Raw genomic sequence first — 25092 nt, forward strand, 5'->3', positions numbered from 1 at the left:
CGTTTCCGAAACCTTTCCGCAACAATTTGCCCTTCGCACTGCTCGACTCCGCTCGCAACGTCCCCTGCGCTACACTTAGTTGCACTGTGGCGCCGTTGCGCCGCGCCCGATCCAAGGGGGACACTCATGAAGAACACTCAGCTGTTGCTGATCAACGATATGTGCGGCTACGGCAAGGTCGCGCTTTCCGCCATGCTGCCGGTGCTGTCGCACATGGGTTACCGTATCCACAATCTGCCGACGGCACTTGTGTCCGATACGCTCAACTATCCCAAGTTTTACATCCACGACACCACGGAGTACGTGCGTCAGAGTCTTGCCATCTGGGAAGAACTCGGCTTTGAGTTCGACGCCATCTCGACCGGCTTTATCGTGACCGAGGAAGAGACGCGCATCATCTCGGACTTTTGCCACCGCCGTGCGCAAAAGGGCACCAAGGTGTTCGTCGACCCCATCATGGGCGACAACGGCAAGCTCTATGCGGGCGTGCCCGAGTCCACGATTGGCCTTATGCGGCACCTGCTGGAGTGCGCAGACTACGCGGTTCCCAACTACACCGAGGCCTGTTTGCTCACCGACACGCCTATCGTCGAGCAAATTACGCCCGATGAGGCCCGCGCCCTTGTGGACGCCGTGCGCGAGCTGGGTGCCAAGTCGGTGGTCATTACGAGCACCGTGGTCAATGGCACGAACGCGGTTACCGGTTACGACCATGTAGCGGGGGAGTACTTTACGATTCCCTTTGAGCTCATTCCGGTCTATTTCCCGGGCACGGGCGATACGTTCTCGGCAGTGCTCGTCGGCCGCGTTATGGCAGGTTGGAGTCTGCAGCGCGCGACGTCCGATGCCATGCGTGTGGTGGCCGAGCTTATCGAGCGCAATGCCGGCCAAGAGGACAAGTCGGCCGGTCTTCCCATCGAGGCCTGCTTGGATGTGATTGACCATGAGTAATGCTGGCGAGGGCGGCATCAGGCCTGCGGGCGAGAACAAGCCACTCGGCGCGCCGCGTGGCAAGCGTCCGCGTATCCGCGTGAGCTGCGTGGACCAGTTGGGGACGTGCCGCTGCCACCATGGTCACAAGCCGGGCGACGTCTTCGACTTCGACCGCGATCGCGGCAAGATGTGCGCCATGGCCTGTCACGTTGGCTTTCCCTATATCGACATTCTGCGCTATGGCGGAACTGTGCCCGGCAACGAGCCCGGCACGGCAAAGTTCTGCTGCCCCGAGGTCGATACGCTGAACGTCTGGCTTGCCGAGATCGTCGACGAGTAGTTGAGCGTGGATTTTCTCCCACCAAGATAATGAGCGTGGATAATCTCCCGTTTAGAGCGCCGTTTTGCGTTCAAAGTGGGAGATTATCCACGCTCAATTTGTATGTGGGAGATTATCCACGCTCATTTTATGCCGATGGCGTGGCTCACGCATCCGCGCCGCCCGGGCGCCTACAGTTGCTCGAGCATGGCCGTGCAGCCGGCGAGCACATCGCGGTAGGTGGCATCGAAGTTGCCGGTGTACCAGGGATCGGCGACGTCGCCGGGGCGATCGGTCCAATCCAGCAGCCGCGAAATCTTGCCGTCGGCATCGTCGCCGAAGATGCGACGCAGGCCGCGCGCGTTCTCGGCATCCATATAGACGATGTGGTCCCAGTCACCATACTCCGCGCGACGAACCTGGCGCGCGCGGTGCGCAACGACGGGAATCCCGACCTCGCGCAGCTTGGCGACGGTGCCATGATGCGGAGGGTTGCCAATCTCCTCGGTCGAGGTCGCGGCAGAATCAATGACGAACTCCGCCTCGCGCCCAGCACGGCGCACCAGCTCGGCAAACACCGACTCAGCCATCGTCGAGCGACAGATGTTCCCATGACAGACAAATAGGATTTTGCGCATTGGCTAAAACCTCTCGAATATCAGAGTTTTCGCAGATAATCGCACTGCTTTTTGATCCCTCGTCAAGGACAGAATATCAAATTGATTCATAAATGAGCGGATTATTCTTCTTTCCAGCGTCGTAAGAATTGTCGTAAAGAACGAGGGTTTACGACTTGTTGTCACAATGTTGACCGTCCTTTGCATCCAATTTTCAGCATATCCTCTCTGACGTCGTCGAAATCAAGATGGGTGTATGTGTTAAAAGTCACGTTGATGTCGGAGTGGCCCATGATGCATTTTAGCTTCGCAGGGTTCATTCCCCTGCGTGCCATCTTCGAGCAGAAGGTATGTCGGCAGACATGTGGTGTGATTTTGGGAAGCTCATCCTTGTAGATGCGATTATGTTTCTCTATCGCGTGGTGGAAGTACTTCTCCCAGTGCAGGGCAACACGCGGCATCTCGTTTTTATCAAGAAACAGAAAACCGCTAACACCGTCAACGACCGGCTCACTCGAAGGCTTTAGACGTTGCGCAAGGATACTCCTGAAACACTCTGTCACGGCTTGAGTCATGGGAACATAGCGGATCCCGCTCTCCGTCTTGGGACGTTCGATGTAGTATCGCATGTTGCTGGTCCGCTGAAGTTGCTTGTTTACCCGAATGCTTCCGTTTTTGAAATCAAGGTCTTCGACGGTAAGACCGCAGAATTCAGAAATGCGCAGGCCCGTATTTAGAAGGATGTAGATGGCGTCACGATAGCGGTGAAAGTGTTCATCGCCCTCCACGAAAGCAAGAAATCTGCGTTCTTGGTTAGTGGCCAAGGCCTTGCGTGTAACCATGTCGTTTGTCAGTATCGTTGCGAGCTCGAAATAGAAGGGATTTCGGCGAATCAGGCTGTTCTCCTCTGCCAGTTGAAACGCCGGTCTCAGAACACCACGGATGCTATGGATTGTGCTATAGCGCTTGCCGTGGATTTTTTGCAGGTTGATGAGCCATTCCTTGGCATCAAGGGAGGTGACACCGCATATTCGTCGCGAGCCGAATTCATCTGTAGCAAGAAAATTGAGGATTGTCTTGTAGGCGGCTCGAGTGGATTGTTTCACGGCAGTCTTTGTTTCAGTGTAACGAGATGCGAGTTCGTAGACTGTCATATTGTTCGGCGCGACCTTATCAAGCAGATCGCGCTGGATCTCATGCTCCAACGCGCGCAAGCACGGACTGGCTTTCTTCCCCTTCGGAGTTAGATCATGAGTTGTCAAGGTCCACGAGTAGACGCTCCGCGTTTTACCTCTTGCATCCACATACATGAAGCAGTAACGGCCGTTTTTTCTCTGGCTTTCCCCGCGTCTGAGGATTCGCCCTTTGCTGTCTTTTCTCACAGTCACTAGCAGGCTCCTTCCTGTTCAGAAAAGAGCCCCGATGCGATATTTCAAGATTATCGCACGGGGCCCGATTGGTTAAGCTGTCAAGTGCGAAACGGTGTCGAGAAGCTCTTTATAAAGAGCGTTGGCGCAGGACGAGGGGGCGAGTCCTCGCGCATAACTCGAATATGGGTTTGTACGAGAGGAACCTTCGACCGGCCAGTATCCGTCGAGATCGTGCCTAAACTCAGAGAGACAGATCTCCCTCGTCTGCATCTCCGCAACGACGGAGAGGCGCCTCTCAAGTTGACCAAATCCGTCGACATCGTTTTGCGGACGATAAGTCGCGGATCGGCGCATCTGTTCTCCATAGAATTCCAAGGGGCTGTAGGGCGTCGTGACGATTACGAGATCGGCGGCTATCGCTTTGTCGGAATATCGGGACGGTGCCATCACCTCATGCTCCATCGCATAGGGATCCGTGATGCGAAGCAGGTCGGCGTAGGGGATGGATGAGGGACGAAGTTCGTCAAGAATCACCGTGTGCTTGCCCTCATACCCCTGAAAGATGTCTCTCGTAGATCCAGAGACGAAGAACGGTTCGCCCTTCCGCTTCGCATAGAGCTTTGCGAGGGTGGACTTCCCCGTTCCAGCAGGCCCGAAGATCCAAACTGATTCCACCCTTCTTTCGCCCTTGAGCATCAACCCCCGCCATTCCCGGGCCTGAACCTGAAGGCGGCGTGCATAAACGTCTTCGATCTGACGCTATGTCCGGGCATATTCGGATCCGGAGAGCTGAGAGATCAAGGACTCCTTGTCGATACGACCTTCGAGAAGGTCATCGAGAAGGACTTTGATGCTGCTATGGGACCTCGTTCGAGCAACGCGCGACTCAATAGAAGCAAGTAGCGCTGGGTAATCGAAATTGGAGCGCACGATTTTGGGGTCGTACTGATGCTTGGATCGTGCGCCATCCGTTCTGTGGCACAGGTAGGAAAAACCGTTTTCCACACCTGCCTTCCAAGCCTCGATGCGCTCAGGTTTATCTCCAAGGAGCTTCGCGATGCTATTGAGCGAGCGCGGATTCTGGAACTCCATCATCACGTGAAGATGCGCGGCTGCCGGACGTCCCGCGTCCGTCGTGTCGCTGTCGTGCACGATGCCCGCATAGCGCTTCGGGGCGAGTGTTTCGATTCTTCGGTACATTTCGTCCACAAGACGGGGCAGGTGATCGAGCTGCTGCTCGTACATCATCGCGCGGGTCTTCATGGGCAGAGAATTGGTCATGGTTCCGAGTCCTTTCTCGTAAATGAGCTATTTCGGGACGATTTTGGAACGCGCCCGAGGGTGCGCCTTGGGATAACAAGCTCCCCAAGGCGCATAAATGAGCAGAATTTCAAGTAATGGAACAATCGACGGGGTCCGCTTTTGCTGCGCGAAGCGGACCCCGCGGTGGTTATTCTCTGAAGTACAGGTCAAGGAGCCGCCCAAGCTCGCGGTACACGGGGAAGTCCATGATCGGAAAATGCACAAAGCCGATGCGGTCGTGCGCCCCGTCCGTACTGCTGAACCAAGCGTCGCCCGGGGAGAAGGTGCGAGGTGCACCGAGGTCGAGCAGGCGTTCCGCGCCCCATATGAGCCGCGCCTCGGGAAGCGTCGGCTTGAAGAGGACGCGGGTGCTGCACGCCGAGCGCAGCATCGACGGCAAGCCCCCCTCCTCAACAGACGCCTCGGCGATCGAGATGATGGCGTAGCAGCCCGCGCTCGCCCCCATCGTTACGATGCGCTTCACCAGCCCATCAAACGTTGCGAGGCAGTAATCGGGGTCCTCCTTGCTCGCGCGCTTGGGAAACAGCGTGCGGAGTGCCACGTACTCATCCATGAAGAGAAGCGAAACGTGAAGCCCCGCATCCCACCAGTGCACGGCGTCTCCCGTCTCTGTCGACCTGTCGTTGAGGAAGCTCTGTCGCTCTTTGATGCTGTCGGCGAACCGTGATAACGCAGACAGGATTGCGCGAGCGTCCCCGTCAGCATTCAGTGAAACCACGCGAGGAAGTCGGGAGGGCTCGGCCTGCTTGGGGTCTATGATGAGGACTTGCGATCCGTGTCCGTCAGGACCAGCCAACAGGGCTTGGAGCAAGAGGGCGATCACGCCCGTGGTCTTTCCAGCGATGAGCATGGAACCGGAGGTGCGGAGGTCGATGCTCGTGCCGTTTTGAACGCGGAATTCGTAGGCGTTCGCCGGGCACAAATCCTCGACACGCGATGCCTTGATCTCTCGATGCAACGTCACATCTTCAAGGAAGAAGGTCACTTGATTGCATGCGACGTCTGCTTCGGCAAGTACGACGGCGTAGCGGGAGAACCTTCCGCGAAGTCGGGAGCTAATGCTAGGTCCCATCTTCGATATTTCTTCTGCCGTTGAGGATGAGGTTGAGATGGCGAGCTCGAACTGTCCAGGAGCCGTCTCTTTGCAAGAGATGTCGGGAAGAAGCTCGCCTTCTCGCAGGTGTAGAGGATTCCCGTAACGTGGATCAAAGAGCCCCTTCCTAATGCGTGCATGCAACCGTGTTGATTCAGATAGCATGACGTAATGTGTGATCCCTCCCGCAAACAACATGGTCCCAGCGAGGCTAAGAGTGGCCGCTGCGGAGGTAAGGTTGCCGCCAAACGCCATCACCGTACTGGGCTCTATGGCGATGGGCGCAAGAATGGTGTTCACGAATAGCCCGATGCAATAAACGCACGCGGCGACCGCAAATAAAGCGACCCCCAGCACACAAAGCTTTGCGCTGGGGGTCGAATACACGATCGCCGGTGCGCCACTGGAGTAACGCACCACAATCACCTAGCCCTTCGCGGGGATGACGGTAATGCCGTCCGCCGTGATGGACAACTGGTTGCGATAATCACCGTAAACCTTTGCGACCACGCCGGTGGGAATGACGTGCTGATTGACGGGAATCTCGATATCGTTCGAAACCTTGATGGAAAGCTTCTCGAAACGATTGCTGACCACCTCGCCTTCGTTTTGGTGATACTGCGTGTTATCGGTTGTGATCACCACGTCGATCTTGGTGCCGCGATGCTCTTTGGTGTTTTAATCAACCCATTTACCACCTCCGACACAAAGGAAACGCTTGCCTTTCGCAAAAGCTTCCCAATCGAACTTCATAAACTGATTCAATTTCCTCATACTCGAACTCCTCTCAATCCAATTATTTGCTGACTCCGCGTTGCGGCTCGCCGTGGACATCGAGATAGAGGCGCAGGACGTTGCGCAAGATCTCCTCGACATTTCTTGTTGCGGCATGAAGATCATCGTCCCCAAACATTGCCCCATGGAGCTTCGTGTGGGCACAAAGAATCTGGCGATACATGACGCGAGAGAACATCTCTTCGGCCTTCAGGGCATGTCGAACAGCTCGTTCAGAACAAGTCGGCATGCTCGCCGAAGACTCCTTTATAGACGACATTGCCGTACTGGTTGTTGAGATGGAGCCGCATTCAAACGGTCCGCGCATGATCTTCGGTCGGGTCATACACACCTCTTTCCAAAAATTGGATATTACCGACGATTCGTCAACCGTCATCGAGCACTCGGTGAGCACATCATGCCATAAGCTTCTGAGCTGGGATTATTTCGCAAGGACCTGTCGTTCTCGACGTCCTCTGATGAGAAGAAGTGGGGCGTAATGATGACAAAGTATTCAATCACGGAACAAACACAATTTAATAATCACCCAGATGGGGCAAATATGGACATCCAGATATTGAATCGTCGGTATCGTTGGTGTCGCTGAGCCTTCAGGCTGAGGGGGATGGGCCATTTGCGCTGAGTTGCTTGCAAAACGGGGGAGGGGATATCAGAAGAAGGCGGCTTGCAGAAGACATGCCTGAGCGCTAGAGGAGGGGCTGACCAATAGTGTGCTCCTCTTCTGGGGCCAAATCCAAGCGGAGGGGGCATGAGGCCGAGAGGAACTGCTCGTCATGGCTCACCAAAACAAGCGCGCCGGGAAAGGCGGAAAGCGCTCGCTCGAGTGCCTCCACCGAGTGCAGGTCCAGGTGATTCGTGGGTTCGTCCATGACGATGATTTCGGGGGCATCTAGTATACCGCGGGCGAGCATGAGCTTCCGCAGCTCCCCCGGGCTGATGTTCTCGCCGGACAATATTCGTTCGGGATCCGAATTGAGTTGCGCAACGATCGAAAGCAGGGCTCCACGTTCGGCTTGGGGCAGGTCCTTGATTTCCGAGAGGAATTCAATTGAGGATGAATCGTCGACTTCCTGAGGGATATACAGCGTGCGAATGTCCAATCCCGTGGCCTTGCGGCCTTCCAATATCTCCAGGATATGCTTGACCAGTGTTGTTTTCCCCGCTCCGTTGGGGCCGCTTATGCCCAGATGATCGGTATTTCCCAGATAAATCTCGGGAACCCGCAAAGATTGCCTCGGGCCGCACGGTATGCGATCTGAGCTGACGTGAATCAGTGTTTTGCGCGGGCTGGGTTGCGCTTCCATCCACAAGGTGCTTTCGTAGCGCTTTTCGACATGGTGGGCGTCGACGGCGGCTTGCGCGCGCTGGATTCGGGAGTCCATGCGCGAAGCGAGCTTGCCCGCAACGCCGTCTCTGCCAGTGAGAATGGCGAGTTTGATTCGTGCTTTCGCGTCGTGATCCTTCGGATCGACATGACGGGCGCTTCTCTTGGATGCGGACCGTGAGGCGTTTTCAACGCGCCTGATATACTCAGCCTTCATGCGCTTTTCTTCGGATCGCGCAATCGATTTGGCCCGCGCCGCGCTTTCGCGCTCCAGATTCGCCTGCGAGCGAGCTTGGGAGTAGTTGCCGGGGCGCATGGTGACGTGCCCCGACTCAAAGCACAGGCAGTCCTTTGCCAAGGAGTCGAGCAACGCACGGTCGTGCGAGACGAGGAGGCCAATACCCTTGTACTCGGCGAGTGCTTTGCAAATCTGCCTTCTGCATTCTGCGTCCACATGGTTAGTCGGTTCATCCATTGCCAGAAGATCGGGATTCTGCCAAAGCGCGACGGCTATTTGAATTTTCTTCTGCTCGCCACCGGAGAGCTCGGAAAAACGCCAGAGCATATCATCGGTGATGCGGAGCATCCTTCTGAGGTGCGTGGTCGCCGGGGCGAAGTCGCACGCAAAATCGAAGAGCATGGGCGGTTCGACTCCGGCTTCTTGCGCGCAATATGCGGAGACGAGACGCGGTGAAACGACGCCGCGATCTGGAATCAGAAGTCCGCACGCAATGCGGACGAAAGTTGATTTCCCGCACCCGTTGTCTCCGACGATGCCGTGCCAGCCGGGGGCAAATGTCGCCGACACGTTGTCGAGTGCGGGCATTGCGCTGCCAGGATATGCATAAGTAATATGGGAAAGAACGAGGGTGGTGGAGCTGTTCAAATTGGTTCTTGACATTGTGCCTCCTCGGCATGGGAGGCCGCGTTTTGCCGCATATGCTCTGATTGGCTCGTTCCGACCAACGTGAACGCCCGTCGACTCGAGTCAAGCTGAAAGAAAATGAGTCGACGGCAATGCTCGCAAAGGTAGTGTTTAGGATATACGAGGATCAGTGAAAAGACGATACGACAAATGTGCAGCCAGATTTATTCTTGGATAGATGGCAATTTGCAAATTGGCGTCGATATGTATCGTCTACAGCTTCACGAATCCTTTTCCTTTCCGGGGCGCTGGCTTGGCATATGGGCCTGCGCTGAATTCTTCCGTAGAGTCTAACAAAGCAATAATGCGGACGCAAGGAGGCGTTGCGTCTGAAAGCACGCCATTGCGTTGGACGCTTGAAGGGGTTTGCAAGTCGATTGAAAGAATACTAGTGCATCCGCTTCTTGTAACTAGCATGCGATGGTGGGCGTCGTTGTTAGCGCCGGGCGATTTTAGCCGCTAATAGTCAACCGATTTTGACCAATCCCGGTCACCGAATAATGGCCACCGTGCCTCCCCGCCGCCACTACGCTGGTGGCGCCAACACGCCGCCCTCGACAGGCTGCTCGACAAGGCGTCGGTGTTCGTGATGCGGGGCCCGAGCTACCGCGGCAGGGGGCTCGACACGTACTCGGTGGAGGCCGTCCCCCAGGCGGTGAAGGTGAGGGGGATCCAGCCCGAGGGGATGTAGGAATGCGATAGGAAAGTCATAGATGCGGGCGTGTTGGCCAAAATGGGTCGGCCGGGATTGGTCAATCTCGGCCGACTATATTTGGCTAAATTTTTCCGACACTAACATCGTGAATGTTGAGCGAGGTCATCGACTTGATTTTTCTGGTGTTTGAGATATTAGCTTTCGCGATTTACCCTCCAAATTGCAGAGGTTTGAGACGACCGGAAAGGAATGCTTATGCTCGATTCTCCGTTCTTCAGCTACTGGGGAAAGGCGAAAGGAGTTGCTTTTCTCCATCACGGCAATATCGCATCGGGGCTCAAAGTCGTAAAAACGTCGTAAGGTACGCGATATGGTTCGCCGGGATCCTAACTAGCTAGGCATTTTCTGAATCTGCAGATGTTCCCATGGCAGATAAACAGTACGCGTTGCATAGGGCGATACCTTTCATATAGAAGGCTGCTAAAGAGTCGAAGCCGGGCGCATGCCAAGTTTTATTTCTTGGCCAGTTTGAAGTAGCGCTCAAATATCAATTCGAAAACGTAATAGAACATCAATCGACTGTCGAGGTCCATGCTGCCCAAGCGGATTTCTTTTTGCACGGTGTAGATAGGGTAGTCAGCTAGTTTCGAGAGGGAATTTCGAGAAAAGCAAGTGCGTGAAGCATGACACCGAGAACAGGCACATGAGCAGCGCCAAGCTAATGTGACAAAGAGGCAGTCCCTTTGTCGCAGGCTGCGCTTGCCTGTATAGTCGCAATACAGGCGAAGATGGTCTCAGGTACATCGCGGGCGACAGGGGATCCCATGGGGACAGTCCCGTTGCCACATCCAAACCGTCACAACAATCGGCGAAAATCTCGAAAACGAGGAAAAGCGTCGAATGTTGTGACGGTTTTTGTCCAGGAGATCGCTCCCCATCCAAAAAAATCCGCTTGACTGTATTGCCGCAACACAGCGCAACGTAAGGGGTGTCCGATAACGGGCGCCCCTTTTTAAGCGGCAACGTGGCTGCGAATCCGGAGCGCCCCCAACAAGAAAGGTGGGGAGATGGGAGCGGAAAAGAAGGCGTTTAAGATCACCAAGCGCGAAATTGGCTTTGTGCTGGGTATCGTTGTCTTTTTGCTGGTGAAGTTTCTTCCTTTGGCGGAGTTGAGCTCGACGGTCGAGCTCACGGTCGGCGGTCAGACCTGTCTGGCGCTGACGCTCGCCACGGTGGTGTTCTGGGCATGTGGCGTGGCACAGCCGGGCTTTGTGGGCCTACTCTACTGCGCGCTGCTCGTTCTGTTCAAGGTGTGCGTGGACGACACGGGCGCCGCGAGCATCTCGGCGACGGTCGCCTCCACGTTTAGCTCGTGGACCAAGGCCACCATGTGGCTCGTCATCGGCTCCTACCTCATTGCCAGCGCGGTCAAGGAGTCGGGCCTGGGCGAGCGCATCGCCTATGCGTTCATGCTCAAGTTCGTGCGCGACGCCAAGTCGCTCATCATCTCGATCTTCGCGCTCACCTTTGTGCTGTCGCTGCTGATCCCGCATCCGTTCCCCCGCGCCTTCCTCATCCTCGCCGTCGTCTCGGTTATCGCCGAGTCCGCATGAGCCGCTGGGGCATGCCGTACGAGCCCGAGGGCATTCGTGCCATCGTGGCCTGCATGGACAGACACGCGCTCCAGCCCATCGGCAATGCCTTTGACTTTTGCTACTTGGACACCACGAGCTACGACGAGTCTCACCAAGAGGACTTCTGCTGCATCCAAATCCCCGTCGCCCTCCAGATGTGACAAAGGGACAGTCCGTTTGTCACATTCCATACCTTAGAAACTTGCAAATTCTGCAAGTTTCTAAGGTAACATCTTATAAACTTGCAAAAAATGCAAGTTTATAAGATTTCATGTCTGGTCGGGCGCTAGGGAGACTCTATGGATATCGTTCGCCGAAGCCGTTATCTTGATCGACTCATTGCTTTTCAGGATACCGACCTCATCAAAATCGTGACGGGCATACGCCGTTGTGGCAAATCAACGTTATTGGACATGATGAGGGACTATCTGGCGCAACAGGGGGTGCCAGCCGAGCGTTTGCTGACCTTTAGGATGGAATCTCTAGAGTACGCGGGAATTACGGATTATCTGACGTTTTATCGTATGGTTCGGGAGCGCATCGACGGCATCGATCATCCCTACCTGTTCTTTGACGAGCTCCAGAATGTCGAAGGTTGGGAAAAGGCGGTCAACTCGCTCCGAGTGGATTTGCCGTGCGATATCTATGTCACGGGCTCCAATGCCTTTTTGCTATCGAGCGAGCTCGCAACGCTTATCTCGGGCCGATATGTCGAGGTCAAGATGCAGCCTCTCACGTTTGGCGAATATCTTGATTTTCGCTCGATTGATGCGGTCGCCGCTGAAGGGCTTGGTGAGAGGGTCGAACTTGTTTCCAAGACGGGCGATCGCCTTAATTCAAATACCGTGCTTGAGCAGTACATAACCTATGGCGGCATGCCGTTTCTGGCCCATGATGAGCCGAGACGTGAGCTGTGTCGCGACTATATCCGTAGCCTCTACCAGACGATCGTCGCGCGCGATATCCTGTCGCGTGTGACGCGTAGGGGTCGCGGAGCTATCACCAAGCGCGATGTTCTCGAGCGGCTCTGTGCGTATCTGGCAGACAACATCTCCAACCAAACCTCGGTCAACAAAATCGTAGGGACGCTCAACGAATCAGCGGGCGGTAAGACCAACGCATCGACGGTGTCGGCATATATTGACGCTCTGGAAGAGACGTACCTGTTTACCAAAGTAAAAAGGTATGACATCAAGGGGCGGGAGCTTCTTAAGACAGGCGGTAAATATTACATAGCTGATACGGGAATTCGCAGCTATCTTGACGGATATAGAGGTAGCGATAGCGGAAGGATGCTCGAGAACGTTATCTACAACCAGCTTGTCTTTGAAGGATACGAAGTGTTTTGCGGCCATCTACGCGCAGGGGAAATCGACTTTGTCGCAATCGGCGGGGGATCAGACCGCAAATATATCCAGGTTACCGAACGGATTGATGCCGAGGCGACGAGGGAACGCGAGCTGCGACCGCTCAAGCTAAGCACGCTAGGAAAAATTCCTGATTCGTATGAGAAGATCCTGATTGTCAGGGATGGCGACCATCCAACGGACATCGATGGCATCAGAATCGTGGGGGCAGTCGACTTCTTGTTGAGAAATAAGATTACCCGCGGCTAAACGTAAACAGATCCGTTTCGATGCGACAAAGGAGCAGTCCTTTTCGCATTCCGTGCGAGCCCTCGTGCCGTCTGGGGGTATAAGGCTAGCAAGTGTTTATTTGCGAGGCCTAAGGGGCGCCCCGTATGGATATCGATAACTTTGAATGGTGGTATAGCGAGGGCGAGGTTCCGGACGAGGAGTGGGACGAGCCCGCGCCGCATGACGTGTCGAGCGACGAGGACGAGAGCGGCGACGATGCCGTCGAGACGGATGCCGCTTCCGACTCGGCCGAACCCCTAACCTTTGAACAGGCCTGGGCCCAGGCTGAGGCCGACGAGGCAAAGGCCGACGCCACGGCCACACTGGGTGAGCCGGCCGACATGTCCATCTCGCCGGCAAAGACCCCGCAGCCGCGTCACACTATCGACCCCGACAGCACGGCATCCTTTAGCATTCTCGACGTGCCCGCGCAGGGCGCTCAGGCGCCTGCGCCCACGCATCGCCCCGATCTGGCTCGCGAGGAAGGCGCGGGCCGGCGCTCTCCGCTCGGCCCCATCCTCATCGCCTTCATGGCCGGCGTTATCGCCTGCTCGGCAATCGGCAGCGTTTGGAGCCATGTTGAGCAGCAGCGCCAAGACGCCGCCAAGGTCGAGATCTCCGTCGAACAATCGCTCAGCCGTACGCGCTCGGTGCATGTGTCGGTCGAGGTCAAGGACGGCGCGACGTGGGATACCGCGCGCGGCGACAGCCAGATGCTCATCCATATCGTGGGCCGTACGCTCAAGGGACAAGCGATCGACGAGCACCAATACGTCAATTCCGAAGGTGACGGTATCGAGCTCAAGCCCGGCGACTACGAACTTACGGTCGATGAGCCACCTGTCGCCACCGACGGCACGCGTTTTCGTGCCTCGAAAAGAATGGTTCCCGCGAGCTTTAACTCGCGGGCGCCCGATACGGTCGACACCACCTCGCAGGGCGGGTTTGACCTTTACGTGGATACCCAGTAGGCGCTCGCCGCCCATTTCCGCTATGGCTACTCAATAATCGCCTGCCGTCCCGTCCCGCCGCCAAGAGTGGGACAATAGTCCTCGACACTATTGTTTACTTTTGGAGGAAGTAGCATGTCTACCGTCACTACCATCAGGCGCGGCGGCCTCACCGCGGCCATCGATTCCATGGGCGCCCAGCTCACGAGCCTTGCCCTCAACGGCAACGAGTATCTGTGGCAGGGCGATCCCGCTTTTTGGGGCAAGCATGCGCCCATCCTGTTCCCCATTGTGGGCTCGCTGCGCAACAACACGGCGACGTCTGCGGCCGGCAGCTGCGAGATGGCGCGCCACGGCATCGCGCGTATCGTGGAGCACAAGCTGGTCGAGGTGTCGGAGGACGGTTCGTCCGTCACCTACGAGATTACCGATACGCCCGAGTCGCTCAAGGCCTTCCCGTTCCACTTTAAGCTCAACATGACCTATGCCCTGACTGGCGACGCCACTCTTACGCAGACCTTTGCCGTCACCAACACCGGCGACGTGGACCTGCCGTTTTCGGTGGGCGGCCACCCCGCATTTAACGTGCCCGTTCCCGGTGCCGAGGACGAGGCGTTCGAGGATTACGAGCTGGCGTTTACCGAGGCTTGGACTAACGAGGCGCCCATCATCACGCCCGATGGCCTTATGACGTTCGAGGGAAGCTACAAGGCTCCCGATAACTCGGACGTGCTGCCCATCACACACCGTAGCTTCGACAACGACGCCATCATGTTCACCGATACCCCGGGCTCCACGCTCACGCTGCGCAGTCGCAAATCGGGCCACGGCGTCAAGATTGACTTTGAGGGCTTTAAGTACATTGGCGTGTGGTCTGCCGCCAACGACGCCCCGTTCGTGGCGCTCGAGCCTTGGACCGGACATACCACCATGGACACCGAGGACGACGTCTTCGAGCACAAGGTCAACACCATCACCTTGGCTCCCGGCGCCACCGACAAGCGCGCCTTCGAGGTTACGCTGCTCTAGAGGTTCCGCCGTTCTAACGAACGGCGGACCGGTCGACGCTGCGCGCCACCCAGAGCGACAATTTGTCATTCAAAAGGCAAGGCATGACCAGAAGGTCTATGCCTTGCCTTTTTCATGCCAACTTGTTCGCTCTGGGTGGCGCTCGCTGGCATTGCCGAATCATCGACGTCCCCAACGACTACCAATCGTTTTCTGTTTGTTAATTTGTATATATGCATCTGCTGGAGGTAACGCTGAGCGGTATCCTGTTACGTCGTTAGCATACGATTCAACAGGGAAGGCAGATTATGCATTCTCCCCATCAGCGCGACGTGCATCTACAGCCGGTGTGCAGCCGTCGCATCTTCTTGGGTAGCGCTCTTGCCGCGAGCGCTTCCGTCGTCGCCGGCGCGCTCGCCGGCTGTCAGCGCCCGTCCACGCTCAAGGTGGTTCAGCCCACGACGGGCGGCGGTCGCGACGACCTGTCCGATTCCGTGATCGGCAAGGATAAGATCCGCATCGGCATGGAGGCGGCCTACGCCCCGTACAACTGGCAGGTTTCCGAAGCCAGTGAGTACACCATCCCCATCGACAACGTACAGGGCGCCTATGCCGATGGCTACGACGTGCAGATCGCCAAGATCGTCTGCAAGGCCCTCGGTGGCGAGCCCGTTGCCGTCAAGCAGAGCTTCTCGGGCCTTATCGATTCGCTCAACAACGGCCAGATCGACCTCATCATCGCCGGTATGAGCGCCACGCCCGAGCGTGAGGAGTCGGTCGGCTTCTCCGACCCGTACTTTATTGGCTACTTTGGCCTGTTCGTAAAAGAGGGTTCCCCCTACCAAAACGCCACCAAGCTCAGTGACTTCAGCGGCGCCACGGTGCTCGGCCAAAAGGACACCATGCTCGATACCGTCATCGACGAGATCCCGGGCGTCGTTCACAAAAACCCGGTCGACTCCGTCCCCACGGTGTTCTCGAACCTGCTGCAGGGCACCTGCGACGCCGTGACGTACAACACCGAAAACGAAAAGGGCTACATGGCCCAAAATCCCGGTATCGTCCCCATTCATTTTGCCGAGGGCGAGGGCTTTAAGCAGGAGGTCGCGGCAAACGTCGGCTGCCGCAAGGGCTCGGACAAGCTGCTTAAGCTCATCGACAAGACGCTCAAGGGCGTCAGCCAGGAGGAGCGCGACCAGATGTGGGACGCGTGCCTCGACCGTCAGCCGGCATAGGGAGGCAGCATGAAAGCCATTAATCGTCTGGTCTCCTTTATCAAAGCCGACCATCGTTATGTGTACCTGGGCACGAGCGTCATCGCGGCGCTCGGACTGGCGTTTAGCCAGCGCAACCCCACGCCGCTGAGCTTCCTGGCCCCCACGGGCGTGTTCCAAGATTGCCTTTGGGCGATCCTGTGGGCGTGGCTCGTCGTGTCGGCGGCGGCGCTGGTCACCAAGCTTATGCACTGGAGCGACTATCGCGAAAAGTCGCCGTTCGCATCCGAGCGTTTCCGTCGTGGAGCACGCTTAGGCAGCTACGTCGTGGTCGCCATCGCGGCAGTTTTCTTTATCGACCGCTGCGTCATGTCGTTTATCGACCTGGTGCAGGTGAGCATTGTCTCGGATTCCAACCCCAGCGACTTTTTGTCGAGCCTGGTCTACATGACCTACAAGAGCGGCGACTTCTTCATTCGCGGTATCGAGATCACCATCGCACTTGCGACCTTCGGTACCGTTATCGCCTTTTTCCTGGCACTGCTCTTTGTGTTTTTGCGCATTCAGACCTTCGATCGCGTGGATAACGACCTGGTGCGCTTCTTTAAGAGCATCGGCCGCGGCTTTACGACCGTCTACTCCACCATCGTGCGCGGCACGCCCATGATGGTCCAGGGCCTGCTCATCTATTACGCGGGCTTCACCGTTTTGCGCGGCATGGGCTTCGAGACCGCCCAGGCCAACCAGATTTGGAGTACCTTTACCGCCGGCCTCGTCACCATCTCGCTCAACTCCACCGCCTACATGATGGAGGTCCTGCGCGGCGGCATCGAGTCCATCGACCCCGGTCAGGCCGAGGCAGCGCGCTCGCTGGGTCTGTCGCAGTGGCAGGCTATGCGCAAAGTCGTGTTTCCCCAGGGCATTAAAAACGCGATTCCGGCGCTCACCAACGAGCTCATCATCAACATCAAGGACTCGTCGGTGCTCTCGGTCATCGGCGTGTTCGACCTCATGTACGCCACTACTACCGTCGCCGGCGTGTACTACCGCCAGATGGAGGTCTACTGCGTGGCACTCGTGGTCTACCTAATCCTGACGCTCGTGGCGAGCCGCCTGCTCGAGGCCTTTGGCAAAAAGCTCGGCGCCGAGGCCCCGGCCACGCTGCCCAGCTCCAACTAGGCTCAAGACGAGGAGAATCATCATGGCAGATACCGCCACTACCGGCGCTGCGGCCGCCGCACAGATCAATGAGCCGCTCATCCGCGTCGAGGGCCTGCACAAGAGCTTCGGCTCGCTCGAGGTGCTCAAGGGCATCGACCTGTCCGTTAACCCCGGTGAGGTCGTTACCATTATCGGCGCTTCGGGTTCGGGCAAATCGACCTTTCTGCGCTGCCTCAACCTGCTCGAGACCCCGGACGCGGGCCATATCTGGTTCCATGGCCAGGACCTCACGGCCGAGCGCTGCAACATTAACAAGCTGCGTGAGGACATCGGCATGGTGTTCCAGGGCTTCAACCTGTTTAACAACATGGACGTGCTCGATAACTGCACGCTTGCGCCCGTCACGCTCAAAAAGATGAGCAAGGCCGAGGCCGAAAAGGTCGCGCTGGAGCATCTGACGAGCGTGGGACTCGAAAAGTTCGCGCACGCCGCCGTGGGTCGCCTGTCCGGTGGTCAAAAGCAGCGCGTGGCCATCGCTCGTGCCCTATGCATGAATCCGCAGATCATGCTGTTCGACGAGCCGACCTCCGCACTCGACCCCGAGATCGTGGGAGAGGTGCTCGAGGTCATGCGCAAGCTCGCTGCCGACGGCATGACCATGGTCGTCGTCACGCACGAGATGGCCTTTGCCCGCACCGTGTCCGATCGCGTGGTCTTTATGGACAAGGGCGTGGTCCTCGAGGACGCCGCGCCGGCGGAGCTCTTTGGCAACCCCAAGCACCAGCGTACCCGCGAGTTCCTCTCGCGCTATCTTGAGGACAAATAACCAACCGCAAATGTTTGCATGGCAGGGCCGTTCCGGTGGGGCGGCCCTCGTCATCACAATCGAAAGGATGTCATGGCCGAGGTTTGGCGCTTCTTTGCGCATGAGGATGATTTTGCCGATTTGGACGAAGTTGGCGCGTGCGAGCGTCTGGGGCGCGTGCTGTCGTTTCCGACCGTTTCGAGTATGGATGCCGAGGCGGTGAACTGGCAGCCGTTCGATGACCTGCGCGCCTATATGCAGCAGGCGTGGCCACATGTGTTCGCGGCGGGCGAGGTCGAACTCATCGACCACTCGCTGCTGGTGACACTTGGCGGTTCCGACCCTGCCCTCAAGCCCGTTATGCTCATGGGCCACATGGACGTGGTTCCCGTGGTGCCCGGCACCGAGGCCGACTGGACGCATGCCCCCTTTAGCGGTCACGTGGACGACACCTACATTTGGGGTCGCGGCGCTATCGACATGAAAGACCAGGTCGCAGGTATTCTCGAGGCGGTTGAGTATGCGTTGGTGCACGGCTGGGAGCACGAGCGGACGCTGCTGCTCGCCTTTGGCCAGGACGAGGAAACCACGCAGTATGGAGCGGGGGCCATCGGCCGCGTGCTCGAGGAGCGCGGCGTTGAACTTGAATACCTGATCGACGAGGGTGACTACCGTATTGTTTCGGCTGCCGAGTACGGCGCGGGCGAGGGCTGGCTTATGCATGCCGACCTTGCCGAGAAGGGCTATGCCGATATCGTGCTCAGGACGAAGAGCGAAGGCGGGCATTCGTCCAACCCCTACGGCGGCACATCGCTCGAGGTATTGAGCCGCGCTATCGCCGCAATCTGCGATATCGAGTGGCCGACGCGCGTGACCGATCTGCTTGCCGCGCAGCTTGTCGAGTTGGGGCTCTACACGGCGGATGAGATTGCCGCCAACGGAGGCGTCATTGTTCGCGACTGCCTCGCCAGCAACAAGCTCTATCCGCTCGTGACCACTACCTGTGCGCCCACGCAGATTGAGGGCGGCAGCACTGGCGCCAACGTGATGCCGCAGGATATGTGGGCCAATATTAACTTCCGCATGCTCGAGGGCACGGGCGTGGCTGATGTTGTTGACCGTTGCCGCGAGGCCGTTGCCGCTGCGGGCCTTACCGGGCGCGTGGAGGTCGAACTTGGCCCCGGCAGCTCAGAACCTTCGCCGTCCCCACGTGTTGGCGGACCGGGGCTCGAGGCCGTTCGCACTATTGCCGCCCGCTACTTTCGTGATCAAAAGGGGGCGGAGGAAAACGTACCGAATGCGGCGGGCGGGGCTGCTGTCGGCATTGTGCCCTCAACTGTGATCGGTGCCACCGATGCGGCTAACTATCAGCGTATTTGCTCTGAATGCATTCGCTTTTCGGCGTTTGTGGTCGACGATGACGAGTGCGATCGCGGTGTCCACGGCACCAACGAGCGCATTACCCGCCGTGCCTACCTCCAGGGTGTCCACTTTTTCATCGCTCTGCTTCAAACGCTCTAGAATGTGACAAAGCGACAGTCCCTTTGTTAGCCGTTGTAGTCGTTGGGGACGTTCTTAAACGACTCGTCGTTAAGGAACGTCCCCAACGACTACGTCCACTCATTCCGTGCGGGTTATATGCAGGTTTGCCTGCGCACGCTATCATATATGGGTTAGACCGCAACTATGTACCCTATACGCGAAGGGATGCGCATGTATCTGAAAATCGACATGTTCTAGCTGGGCTTACCCCGCAACGGCGTCATGCGCCCCATCAATTCCGCCGATTTTCACCTTCACGCATATAAAGGAGTTCCGCCATGCGCGACAAGCTCGAAAAGATCATCAAGGCCTACGAGGAGCTCGAGAAGAAGCTTTCCGACCCGGCCGTCGCCTCCGACATCAAGGAGTTCACGCGTCTCAACAAGGAGTACGCGCACCAGTCCGACCTCATTGCCGCTGCGCGCGAGTACATCGGCGCGCTCGACGACATCGAGGCTGCCAAAGAAATGCTCCGTGACACTACCGATGCCGACGAGAAGGAGATGCTCCAGATGGACATCTCCGAGAACGAGGACAAGCTTCCCCAGCTCGAGGAAGACATCAAGTACATGCTCATCCCGAGTGACCCCAATGACGACAAGAACACCATCGTCGAGATCCGCTCCGCCGCAGGTGGCGACGAGGCGGCCATTTTCGCCGGTGACCTGTACAAGATGTACCAACGCTTCTGCGAGTCGCGCGGCTGGAAGACCACCGTGCTCGACTCCAGCCCCAGCGAGGCCGGCGGTTTTAAGTCCATCGAGTTCAAGGTCGAGGGCGACCGTGTCTACTCCGTCATGAAGTTCGAGTCCGGCGTGCACCGTGTCCAGCGCGTTCCCAAGACCGAGTCCCAGGGCCGCATCCAGACCTCCACGGCAACTGTCGCCGTGCTTCCCGAGGCCGAGGAGATCGACGTTCAGATCAACCAGTCCGACCTGCGCATCGATACCTACTGTGCCTCCGGTCCTGGCGGTCAGTGCGTTAACACCACCTACTCCGCCGTGCGCATTACCCACCTGCCCACCAATACCGTGGTGCAGTCGCAGGAGCAGCGTTCCCAGATTCAAAACCGCGAGGTCTGCATGCAGATGCTGCGTGCCCGTCTGTACGAGATGGAACTCGAGAAGCAGCAGGCCGAGCTCGGCGCCGAGCGCCAGAGCCAGATTGGCCACGGAAACCGTTCCGAGAAGATCCGTACTTACAACCAGCCCCAGGACCGCGTGACCGACCACCGTATCGGTTTCAACTCCACCTACAACGGCGTCCTTCTGGGCGACCAACTCGGTGCCGTCATCGAGGCGCTTGCCGCCGCCGAGCGTGCCGAGAAGCTGGCACAGGCCGTGTAGTAGGTTCCGCCGTTCTACCGAACGGCGGACCGGCCGACGCTGCGCGCCGCCCAGGGCGACAATTTGTCATTCAAAAGGCAAGGCATGACCAGAAGGTCTATGCCTTGCTTTTTCCATGCCAACTTATTCGCCCTGGACGGCGCGCGCTGTCCGTCCTCTACCTGCGGCGGGTAGTCATTGGGGACTTATGCTCAGCCTGCGGCGCCTTAGAGGCAGTCATTGGGGACGTTCTTAAATGACTAGGTTGGGTAAATTACTTTTCGAGTTTATTTAATCTACTTTGTTGGAAATTAAGCTGCCTACCTACTCAAAGTAATTAACAGCCTTCATCAGCAATTGAAAATATTGCTCGAAATATCGTCCAAGAAGTCGCGGGGCCCTTTTTGGTGCGTCGCTCGTCAAGTGATTTGGCAAGTTCTTGGTTAGATATTGGTTAGTTTTGGGGCAACCTTGCCAAAAGCTTGACGAATGCAAATCTAGACGTCGGCGAATGAACACTTTGACCGAGCCCGGTGCAAAATTCTGGGCTGATTCTCGATAATCGCTTCCAATCGTCTCTCGCCGCGTGCCGCCCTCGCGTACAATCTGCTCCGACATTCGCGCGCCGCCCGGCGCTTAAGGGGGGAGGACCCATGGCAAACGAGATCTGGACCATCAGGCGTTGTCTCGAGTGGACCAAGGAGTACCTAGCCGAGCGCGGCGAAGAGCACCCCCGGCTTTCTGCCGAGTGGCTGTTGTGCGCAGCCACGGGCCTAGCGCGCATCGACTTATATATGCGTATGGACGACACGCTCGATGCAGCGCAGCTCGAGACCATGCACGCGGCGGTTGTCCGTCGCGCCAAGGGCGAGCCGCTGCAGTACATCACCGGCAGCACGCAGTTCCGCATGATCGACGTCGCGTGCGCCCCCGGCGTGCTCATTCCACGTCCCGAGACCGAGATGCTCGTCGAGGAAGTCCTCAATTATCTGGATGCCGAGGTTCTGAGCCCCGAGGCTGCCACCCGCCAGCGCGTAGAGTTGCCATGGAACGACGAGGTCGAGCAGGCGCGTAAAGCCGAAGTCGCATTGGCTGACGAACGCGCGACCGCCGAGCGTCGTGCCGCCAACCTCACGGCTGCCGATGAGGCGGCGTTGGGCGGAGACGTGCTGGGCAGCCGAGCTTATGCCGAGGAGCTGGCCGATCGTGAGGCCGAGGAAGCCGCCGCGCAGGCAGCTGAGGCCGAGACCGTGGAAGTCGCTGAGCCCGAGCTCGACGAATACGGCATTGCCATCGAAGGCGTCGAACAAGAGACGGCCCTAGTGCAGGATGCCGCCGCGTCTGTGCCTGCCGACCCCCGCATTGCCCGCGTTCTCGAGGTCGGCTGCGGCACGGGCTGCATTTCGCTCTCCCTTGCTTGGGAGCGTCGCGGCCATGTCGCCTGCACCGCTACCGATATCGAGCCGCGCGCCATCGACCTGGCCACCAAAAACCGCGATGCACTCGGGCTTACGTCCGATGAGGTCGCCTTCAGCCTCACGAACCTGGTGAGCTCTATCCCCCGCGAGGAGTGGGGCACCTTCGACGTGCTCGTTTCCAACCCGCCTTATATCCCGACTGACGTCATGCGCTCGCTGCCGCACGAGGTCAAGGACTTTGAGCCCGATTTGGCGCTCGAGGGCGGAGCCGATGGCCTTGATATCTTCCGCCGCCTGCTCAATGCGGCGCCCTATATGCTGCGCGCCGGCGGCCTGTTTGCCTGCGAGCTCTATGAGGGCGCCCTCGACGCCGCGGCCGAGCTCTGCCGCCAGGCGGGTCTTTCGGACGTACGCATCGTCCGTGACCTCACCGATCGTCCCCGCATCGTTCGAGCTATCGTCACCGAGCCCAAACAACGTCAGTAAAGTACGAAGCGTATTGGCGGCGCGGCGGTGGGAGCGCTGCGCCGGAAATGTAAAGAGGCTTGTCACGGCTCAATTACCCCTCACTTTCACCGACTGCTATAGCCGCTCACCAAACCAACATGCGCTGTGGACAAATAGGTTAAACGTTTCGTGCGAGAATGCCCCTCAGTAAACAAACTTTCACCAGAGCGTAAGGGGCTGGCATACACATGCAGACGGTCTATCGGGTATTCGAGGGAGCGCGCGAGCCGCATCGGCTCGCCGTCGAGCGTACGGCCGAGGTGCTCGGCCGTGGCGGCCTGGCCCTGATCCCGACCGAGACCGTCTATGGCGTCGCTGTGGCAGTCAACGCCTTCTCGGACGCCGTGCCCCAAGATACAAGCGAATCTCTGCCGTGGCCGCGCGATCCGCAGGCTGCCGTCAACGGCGCCGCGGTGCCCGCGCTCGGTACCGGCTACCGTCGCATCTTTACCCTCAAGCAGCGTGAGCTCACCCAAACGGTCGCCTGGCTGGTCGATGATGCCGAGGCCCTCGACCGCTACGGCGTGGATATCCCAGAAGAGGCACGCATACTTGCCCGACGATGCTGGCCGGGCGCCCTGACTATTGTGGTCAAGGCGGCTCCCTGCGTGCCGACCTTTATGCGTGCCGCCGACGACACGGTGGCTCTTCGCGCGTCGGCATCGCCCGTGGTACAGGCGCTCATCTGCACCTGTGGCAGCCCACTTGCCTGTACGAGCGCCAATACACACGGCGCGCCCGCGCCGGCAAGCTTTGCCGACGTTGAAGACCGCATTCTAGAAGGGGTCGACGTGGCCGTCGACGCGGGCGAGACGCCGTGCCGCGACGCTTCGACCATCGTGTCGTTCCAGCACGGCGGGCTCCAGATCCTGCGCCAAGGCGCACTTCCCGCGTCAGAGATTGAGCGGGTCCTGTCCGACCCGATGCAACAGAAAGGTGTAAGCGATGTCGTTGAATCTGGGCAGTCTGGGCATGGAAGATGCCTCGTTTGACTTTGGCGGTTCCTACATCATGGCGCTCGACTGCGGCACCACCTCGGTACTTGCGACCATCGTCGACGAGTACGGCTGCATCGTCGCCCAAGCGCGCCGCAGCGTCAAAACCAGCTTCCCGCGTCCCGGTTGGGTGGAGCAAGACCCCATGGCGGTCCTTGCCAGCCAGATTGCGGTCATGATGGAGGTTCAGTTTAAGAGCGGGATTCATTCCGATCGCATCGCCGCCATCGGTATCTCCAATCAGCGTGAGACCACGGTGGTCTGGGACCGCGTGAGCGGCCAGCCCATCTATAACGCCATCGTATGGCAGTGCCGTCGCACCGCGTCTCTGATCGATAATTTGGTTGAGCAGGGCGCAGAAGAGCTGGTGCGCTCCCGCACGGGGCTTACGCTCGACCCGTATTTCTCGGCCTCCAAGGTGCAGTGGATTCTCGACAACGTCGACGGCGCACGCGAGAGCGCGGCGGCGGGCGACCTCATGTTTGGCACCATCGACACCTGGCTCATCTACAACCTCACCGGCAGCCAGGTGTTTGCCACCGACTACACCAATGCCAGCCGCACGGCACTCTTTAATATCCATACGCTCGATTGGGACGACGACCTGCTGGCGCTCTTTGACGTTCCACGTTCCATGATGCCCGAGGTTCGTTGGAGTTCGGGCGACTACGGCCGCGTCGCGAGCGACATCATGACCAACATGCCACCCATCATGGGCGTGGCGGGCGACCAGCAGGCGTCGCTGTTCGGCCACTGCTGTTTCCATCCCGGCCAGACCAAAAACACCTATGGTACTGGTTGCTTTATGCTCATGAACACCGGCGACGAGGTCGTCGAATCCAAGAACGGTCTGGTCTCCACCATCGGTATCGCCGCGGACGGGAAGATCAGCTATGCACTCGAGGGTTCCATCTTTGCCGCCGGCTCCACCATGAACTGGCTGCGCAACAACATGGGCATCATCTCGAGCGTGAGCGAGTCGGCACAACTCGCCGCTTCGATTAACGACAACGAGGGCTGCTACTTCGTTCCCGCCTTTGCGGGTTTGGGCGCTCCCTGGTGGGACCCGCGTGCCCGCGGTATCGTGTGCGGTCTGACCGGCGCCTCGAGCCGTGCGACCATCGTACGTGCCGCCTGCGAATCCATGGCATATCAGAGCTACGACGTGCTGCGCGCCATGGAGCAGGACGTGGGGCTTTCGATCGAACGCCTGTCTGTCGATGGCGGCGCGTCGCGCAACGAGTTCATCATGCAATTCCAGGCCGACCTGCTGGATATCCCCGTGCTGCAATGCGAGACGGTGGAGACCACGGCAATCGGTGCCGCGTACTTGGCGGGCCTTGCCGTCGGCTATTGGGAAGACCTGGAAGAGCTGGAGCAAAATGCCCAGATTGTTAGGACCTTCCTTCCCCACATGTCCGCCGAGCGCCGCGAGCAAAACCTTGCGGGCTGGCGCGATGCGGTCAAGCGCTCGCTCAGTACCGCACAGTAGGGCTGCGACGGGCCACTCGATACAGCAAACCGCTAAACTTGTGTATGGCG

At 58.2% G+C, this 25092-nt stretch carries 23 protein-coding genes; 15 read left to right on the forward strand and 8 right to left on the reverse strand.

All coding sequences use genetic code 11. The features are described 5' to 3' along the window. The first annotated feature begins 126 nt into the window (after positions 1 to 126). Entirely contained in the window at positions 127 to 951 is an 825-nt protein-coding gene (locus tag ACQRAJ_RS04180) for a PfkB family carbohydrate kinase (protein WP_427747805.1), read from the forward strand. After that, positions 944 to 1273 (forward strand): TIGR04076 family protein, encoded by a 330-nt coding sequence (locus tag ACQRAJ_RS04185; protein WP_427747806.1) that lies wholly within the window; start codon positions 944 to 946, stop codon positions 1271 to 1273. Before ACQRAJ_RS04180 ends, ACQRAJ_RS04185 begins: the two co-directional genes overlap by 8 nt. A 170-nt stretch (positions 1274 to 1443) precedes the next feature. On the opposite strand, the gene ACQRAJ_RS04190 is transcribed toward ACQRAJ_RS04185, so the two are convergent. The 8 genes from ACQRAJ_RS04190 to ACQRAJ_RS04225 form a co-directional block, all read right to left on the reverse strand. Then, positions 1444 to 1890, reverse strand: coding sequence for a low molecular weight protein-tyrosine-phosphatase (locus ACQRAJ_RS04190; RefSeq protein WP_117743459.1), 447 nt, complete (start codon positions 1888 to 1890; stop codon positions 1444 to 1446). A 161-nt stretch (positions 1891 to 2051) separates the two neighbouring features. Further along, entirely contained in the window at positions 2052 to 3251 is a 1200-nt protein-coding gene (locus tag ACQRAJ_RS04195) for a tyrosine-type recombinase/integrase (RefSeq protein WP_427747807.1), read from the reverse strand. Between the two features lie 78 nt (positions 3252 to 3329). Beyond that, entirely contained in the window at positions 3330 to 3935 is a 606-nt protein-coding gene (locus ACQRAJ_RS04200) for a hypothetical protein (protein ID WP_117734894.1), read from the reverse strand. Positions 3936 to 3998: 63 nt separating this feature from the next. After that, positions 3999 to 4520 carry a Rep family protein gene (locus ACQRAJ_RS04205; protein ID WP_117743461.1) on the reverse strand — a complete coding sequence of 174 codons (522 nt, stop codon included), beginning with the start codon at positions 4518 to 4520 and terminating at the stop codon, positions 3999 to 4001. A 169-nt stretch (positions 4521 to 4689) separates the two neighbouring features. Continuing rightward, the gene (locus ACQRAJ_RS04210; protein ID WP_117743462.1) at positions 4690 to 6081 is read right to left on the reverse strand and encodes a hypothetical protein; all 1392 of its coding nucleotides are present in this window, start codon (positions 6079 to 6081) and stop codon (positions 4690 to 4692) included. After that, complete coding sequence (locus tag ACQRAJ_RS04215; protein WP_117743463.1) at positions 6082 to 6297, reverse strand: hypothetical protein; 216 nt, start codon at positions 6295 to 6297, stop codon at positions 6082 to 6084. It lies immediately after the preceding gene. A gap of 154 nt (positions 6298 to 6451) precedes the next feature. After that, entirely contained in the window at positions 6452 to 6775 is a 324-nt protein-coding gene (locus tag ACQRAJ_RS04220; RefSeq protein WP_117734898.1) for a hypothetical protein, read from the reverse strand. A gap of 361 nt (positions 6776 to 7136) precedes the next feature. Then, positions 7137 to 8675, reverse strand: a complete 1539-nt coding sequence (locus ACQRAJ_RS04225) for an ATP-binding cassette domain-containing protein (RefSeq protein WP_117743464.1) — start codon at positions 8673 to 8675, stop codon at positions 7137 to 7139. 1746 nt (positions 8676 to 10421) lie between these two features. Here ACQRAJ_RS04225 and ACQRAJ_RS04230 point away from each other — a divergent pair. The 13 genes from ACQRAJ_RS04230 to glpK all read left to right on the forward strand — a co-directional run bounded on the left by ACQRAJ_RS04230 (position 10422) and on the right by glpK (position 25042). Then, positions 10422 to 10967, forward strand: coding sequence for an anion permease (locus ACQRAJ_RS04230; RefSeq protein ID WP_427747808.1), 546 nt, complete (start codon positions 10422 to 10424; stop codon positions 10965 to 10967). Continuing rightward, on the forward strand, positions 10964 to 11149 hold the full coding sequence (locus ACQRAJ_RS04235) for a hypothetical protein (RefSeq protein WP_427747809.1): 186 nt from the start codon (positions 10964 to 10966) through the stop codon (positions 11147 to 11149). Before ACQRAJ_RS04230 ends, ACQRAJ_RS04235 begins: the two co-directional genes overlap by 4 nt. Positions 11150 to 11287: 138 nt before the next feature. After that, positions 11288 to 12604 (forward strand): ATP-binding protein, encoded by a 1317-nt coding sequence (locus ACQRAJ_RS04240; protein ID WP_427747810.1) that lies wholly within the window; start codon positions 11288 to 11290, stop codon positions 12602 to 12604. Between the two features lie 125 nt (positions 12605 to 12729). Next, positions 12730 to 13596, forward strand: a complete 867-nt coding sequence (locus ACQRAJ_RS04245; protein WP_427747811.1) for a hypothetical protein — start codon at positions 12730 to 12732, stop codon at positions 13594 to 13596. A 114-nt stretch (positions 13597 to 13710) separates the two neighbouring features. Continuing rightward, positions 13711 to 14604, forward strand: coding sequence for an aldose 1-epimerase family protein (locus ACQRAJ_RS04250; RefSeq protein WP_427719707.1), 894 nt, complete (start codon positions 13711 to 13713; stop codon positions 14602 to 14604). A gap of 287 nt (positions 14605 to 14891) precedes the next feature. Next, complete coding sequence (locus ACQRAJ_RS04255) at positions 14892 to 15818, forward strand: transporter substrate-binding domain-containing protein (RefSeq protein ID WP_427747812.1); 927 nt, start codon at positions 14892 to 14894, stop codon at positions 15816 to 15818. A gap of 9 nt (positions 15819 to 15827) precedes the next feature. Continuing rightward, positions 15828 to 16976 carry an amino acid ABC transporter permease gene (locus ACQRAJ_RS04260; RefSeq protein ID WP_427747813.1) on the forward strand — a complete coding sequence of 383 codons (1149 nt, stop codon included), beginning with the start codon at positions 15828 to 15830 and terminating at the stop codon, positions 16974 to 16976. 22 nt (positions 16977 to 16998) lie between these two features. Further along, positions 16999 to 17784, forward strand: coding sequence for an amino acid ABC transporter ATP-binding protein (locus tag ACQRAJ_RS04265; protein ID WP_427747814.1), 786 nt, complete (start codon positions 16999 to 17001; stop codon positions 17782 to 17784). A 72-nt stretch (positions 17785 to 17856) separates the two neighbouring features. Beyond that, the gene (locus ACQRAJ_RS04270) at positions 17857 to 19284 is read left to right on the forward strand and encodes a M20/M25/M40 family metallo-hydrolase (RefSeq protein ID WP_427747815.1); all 1428 of its coding nucleotides are present in this window, start codon (positions 17857 to 17859) and stop codon (positions 19282 to 19284) included. 299 nt (positions 19285 to 19583) lie between these two features. After that, the gene (gene prfA, locus ACQRAJ_RS04275; RefSeq protein ID WP_154518366.1) at positions 19584 to 20651 is read left to right on the forward strand and encodes a peptide chain release factor 1; all 1068 of its coding nucleotides are present in this window, start codon (positions 19584 to 19586) and stop codon (positions 20649 to 20651) included. A gap of 632 nt (positions 20652 to 21283) precedes the next feature. Further along, positions 21284 to 22534 carry a N5-glutamine methyltransferase family protein gene (locus ACQRAJ_RS04280; protein ID WP_427747816.1) on the forward strand — a complete coding sequence of 417 codons (1251 nt, stop codon included), beginning with the start codon at positions 21284 to 21286 and terminating at the stop codon, positions 22532 to 22534. 209 nt (positions 22535 to 22743) lie between these two features. After that, on the forward strand, positions 22744 to 23547 hold the full coding sequence (locus ACQRAJ_RS04285) for an L-threonylcarbamoyladenylate synthase (protein WP_427747817.1): 804 nt from the start codon (positions 22744 to 22746) through the stop codon (positions 23545 to 23547). Next, on the forward strand, positions 23501 to 25042 hold the full coding sequence (gene glpK, locus ACQRAJ_RS04290) for a glycerol kinase GlpK (protein ID WP_154518372.1): 1542 nt from the start codon (positions 23501 to 23503) through the stop codon (positions 25040 to 25042). Before ACQRAJ_RS04285 ends, glpK begins: the two co-directional genes overlap by 47 nt. The last annotated feature ends 50 nt before the right edge of the window (positions 25043 to 25092 follow it).

It is taken from the genome of Collinsella sp. SGI.184 (assembly GCF_050313415.1).
Classification (GTDB): Bacteria; Actinomycetota; Coriobacteriia; order Coriobacteriales; family Coriobacteriaceae; genus Collinsella.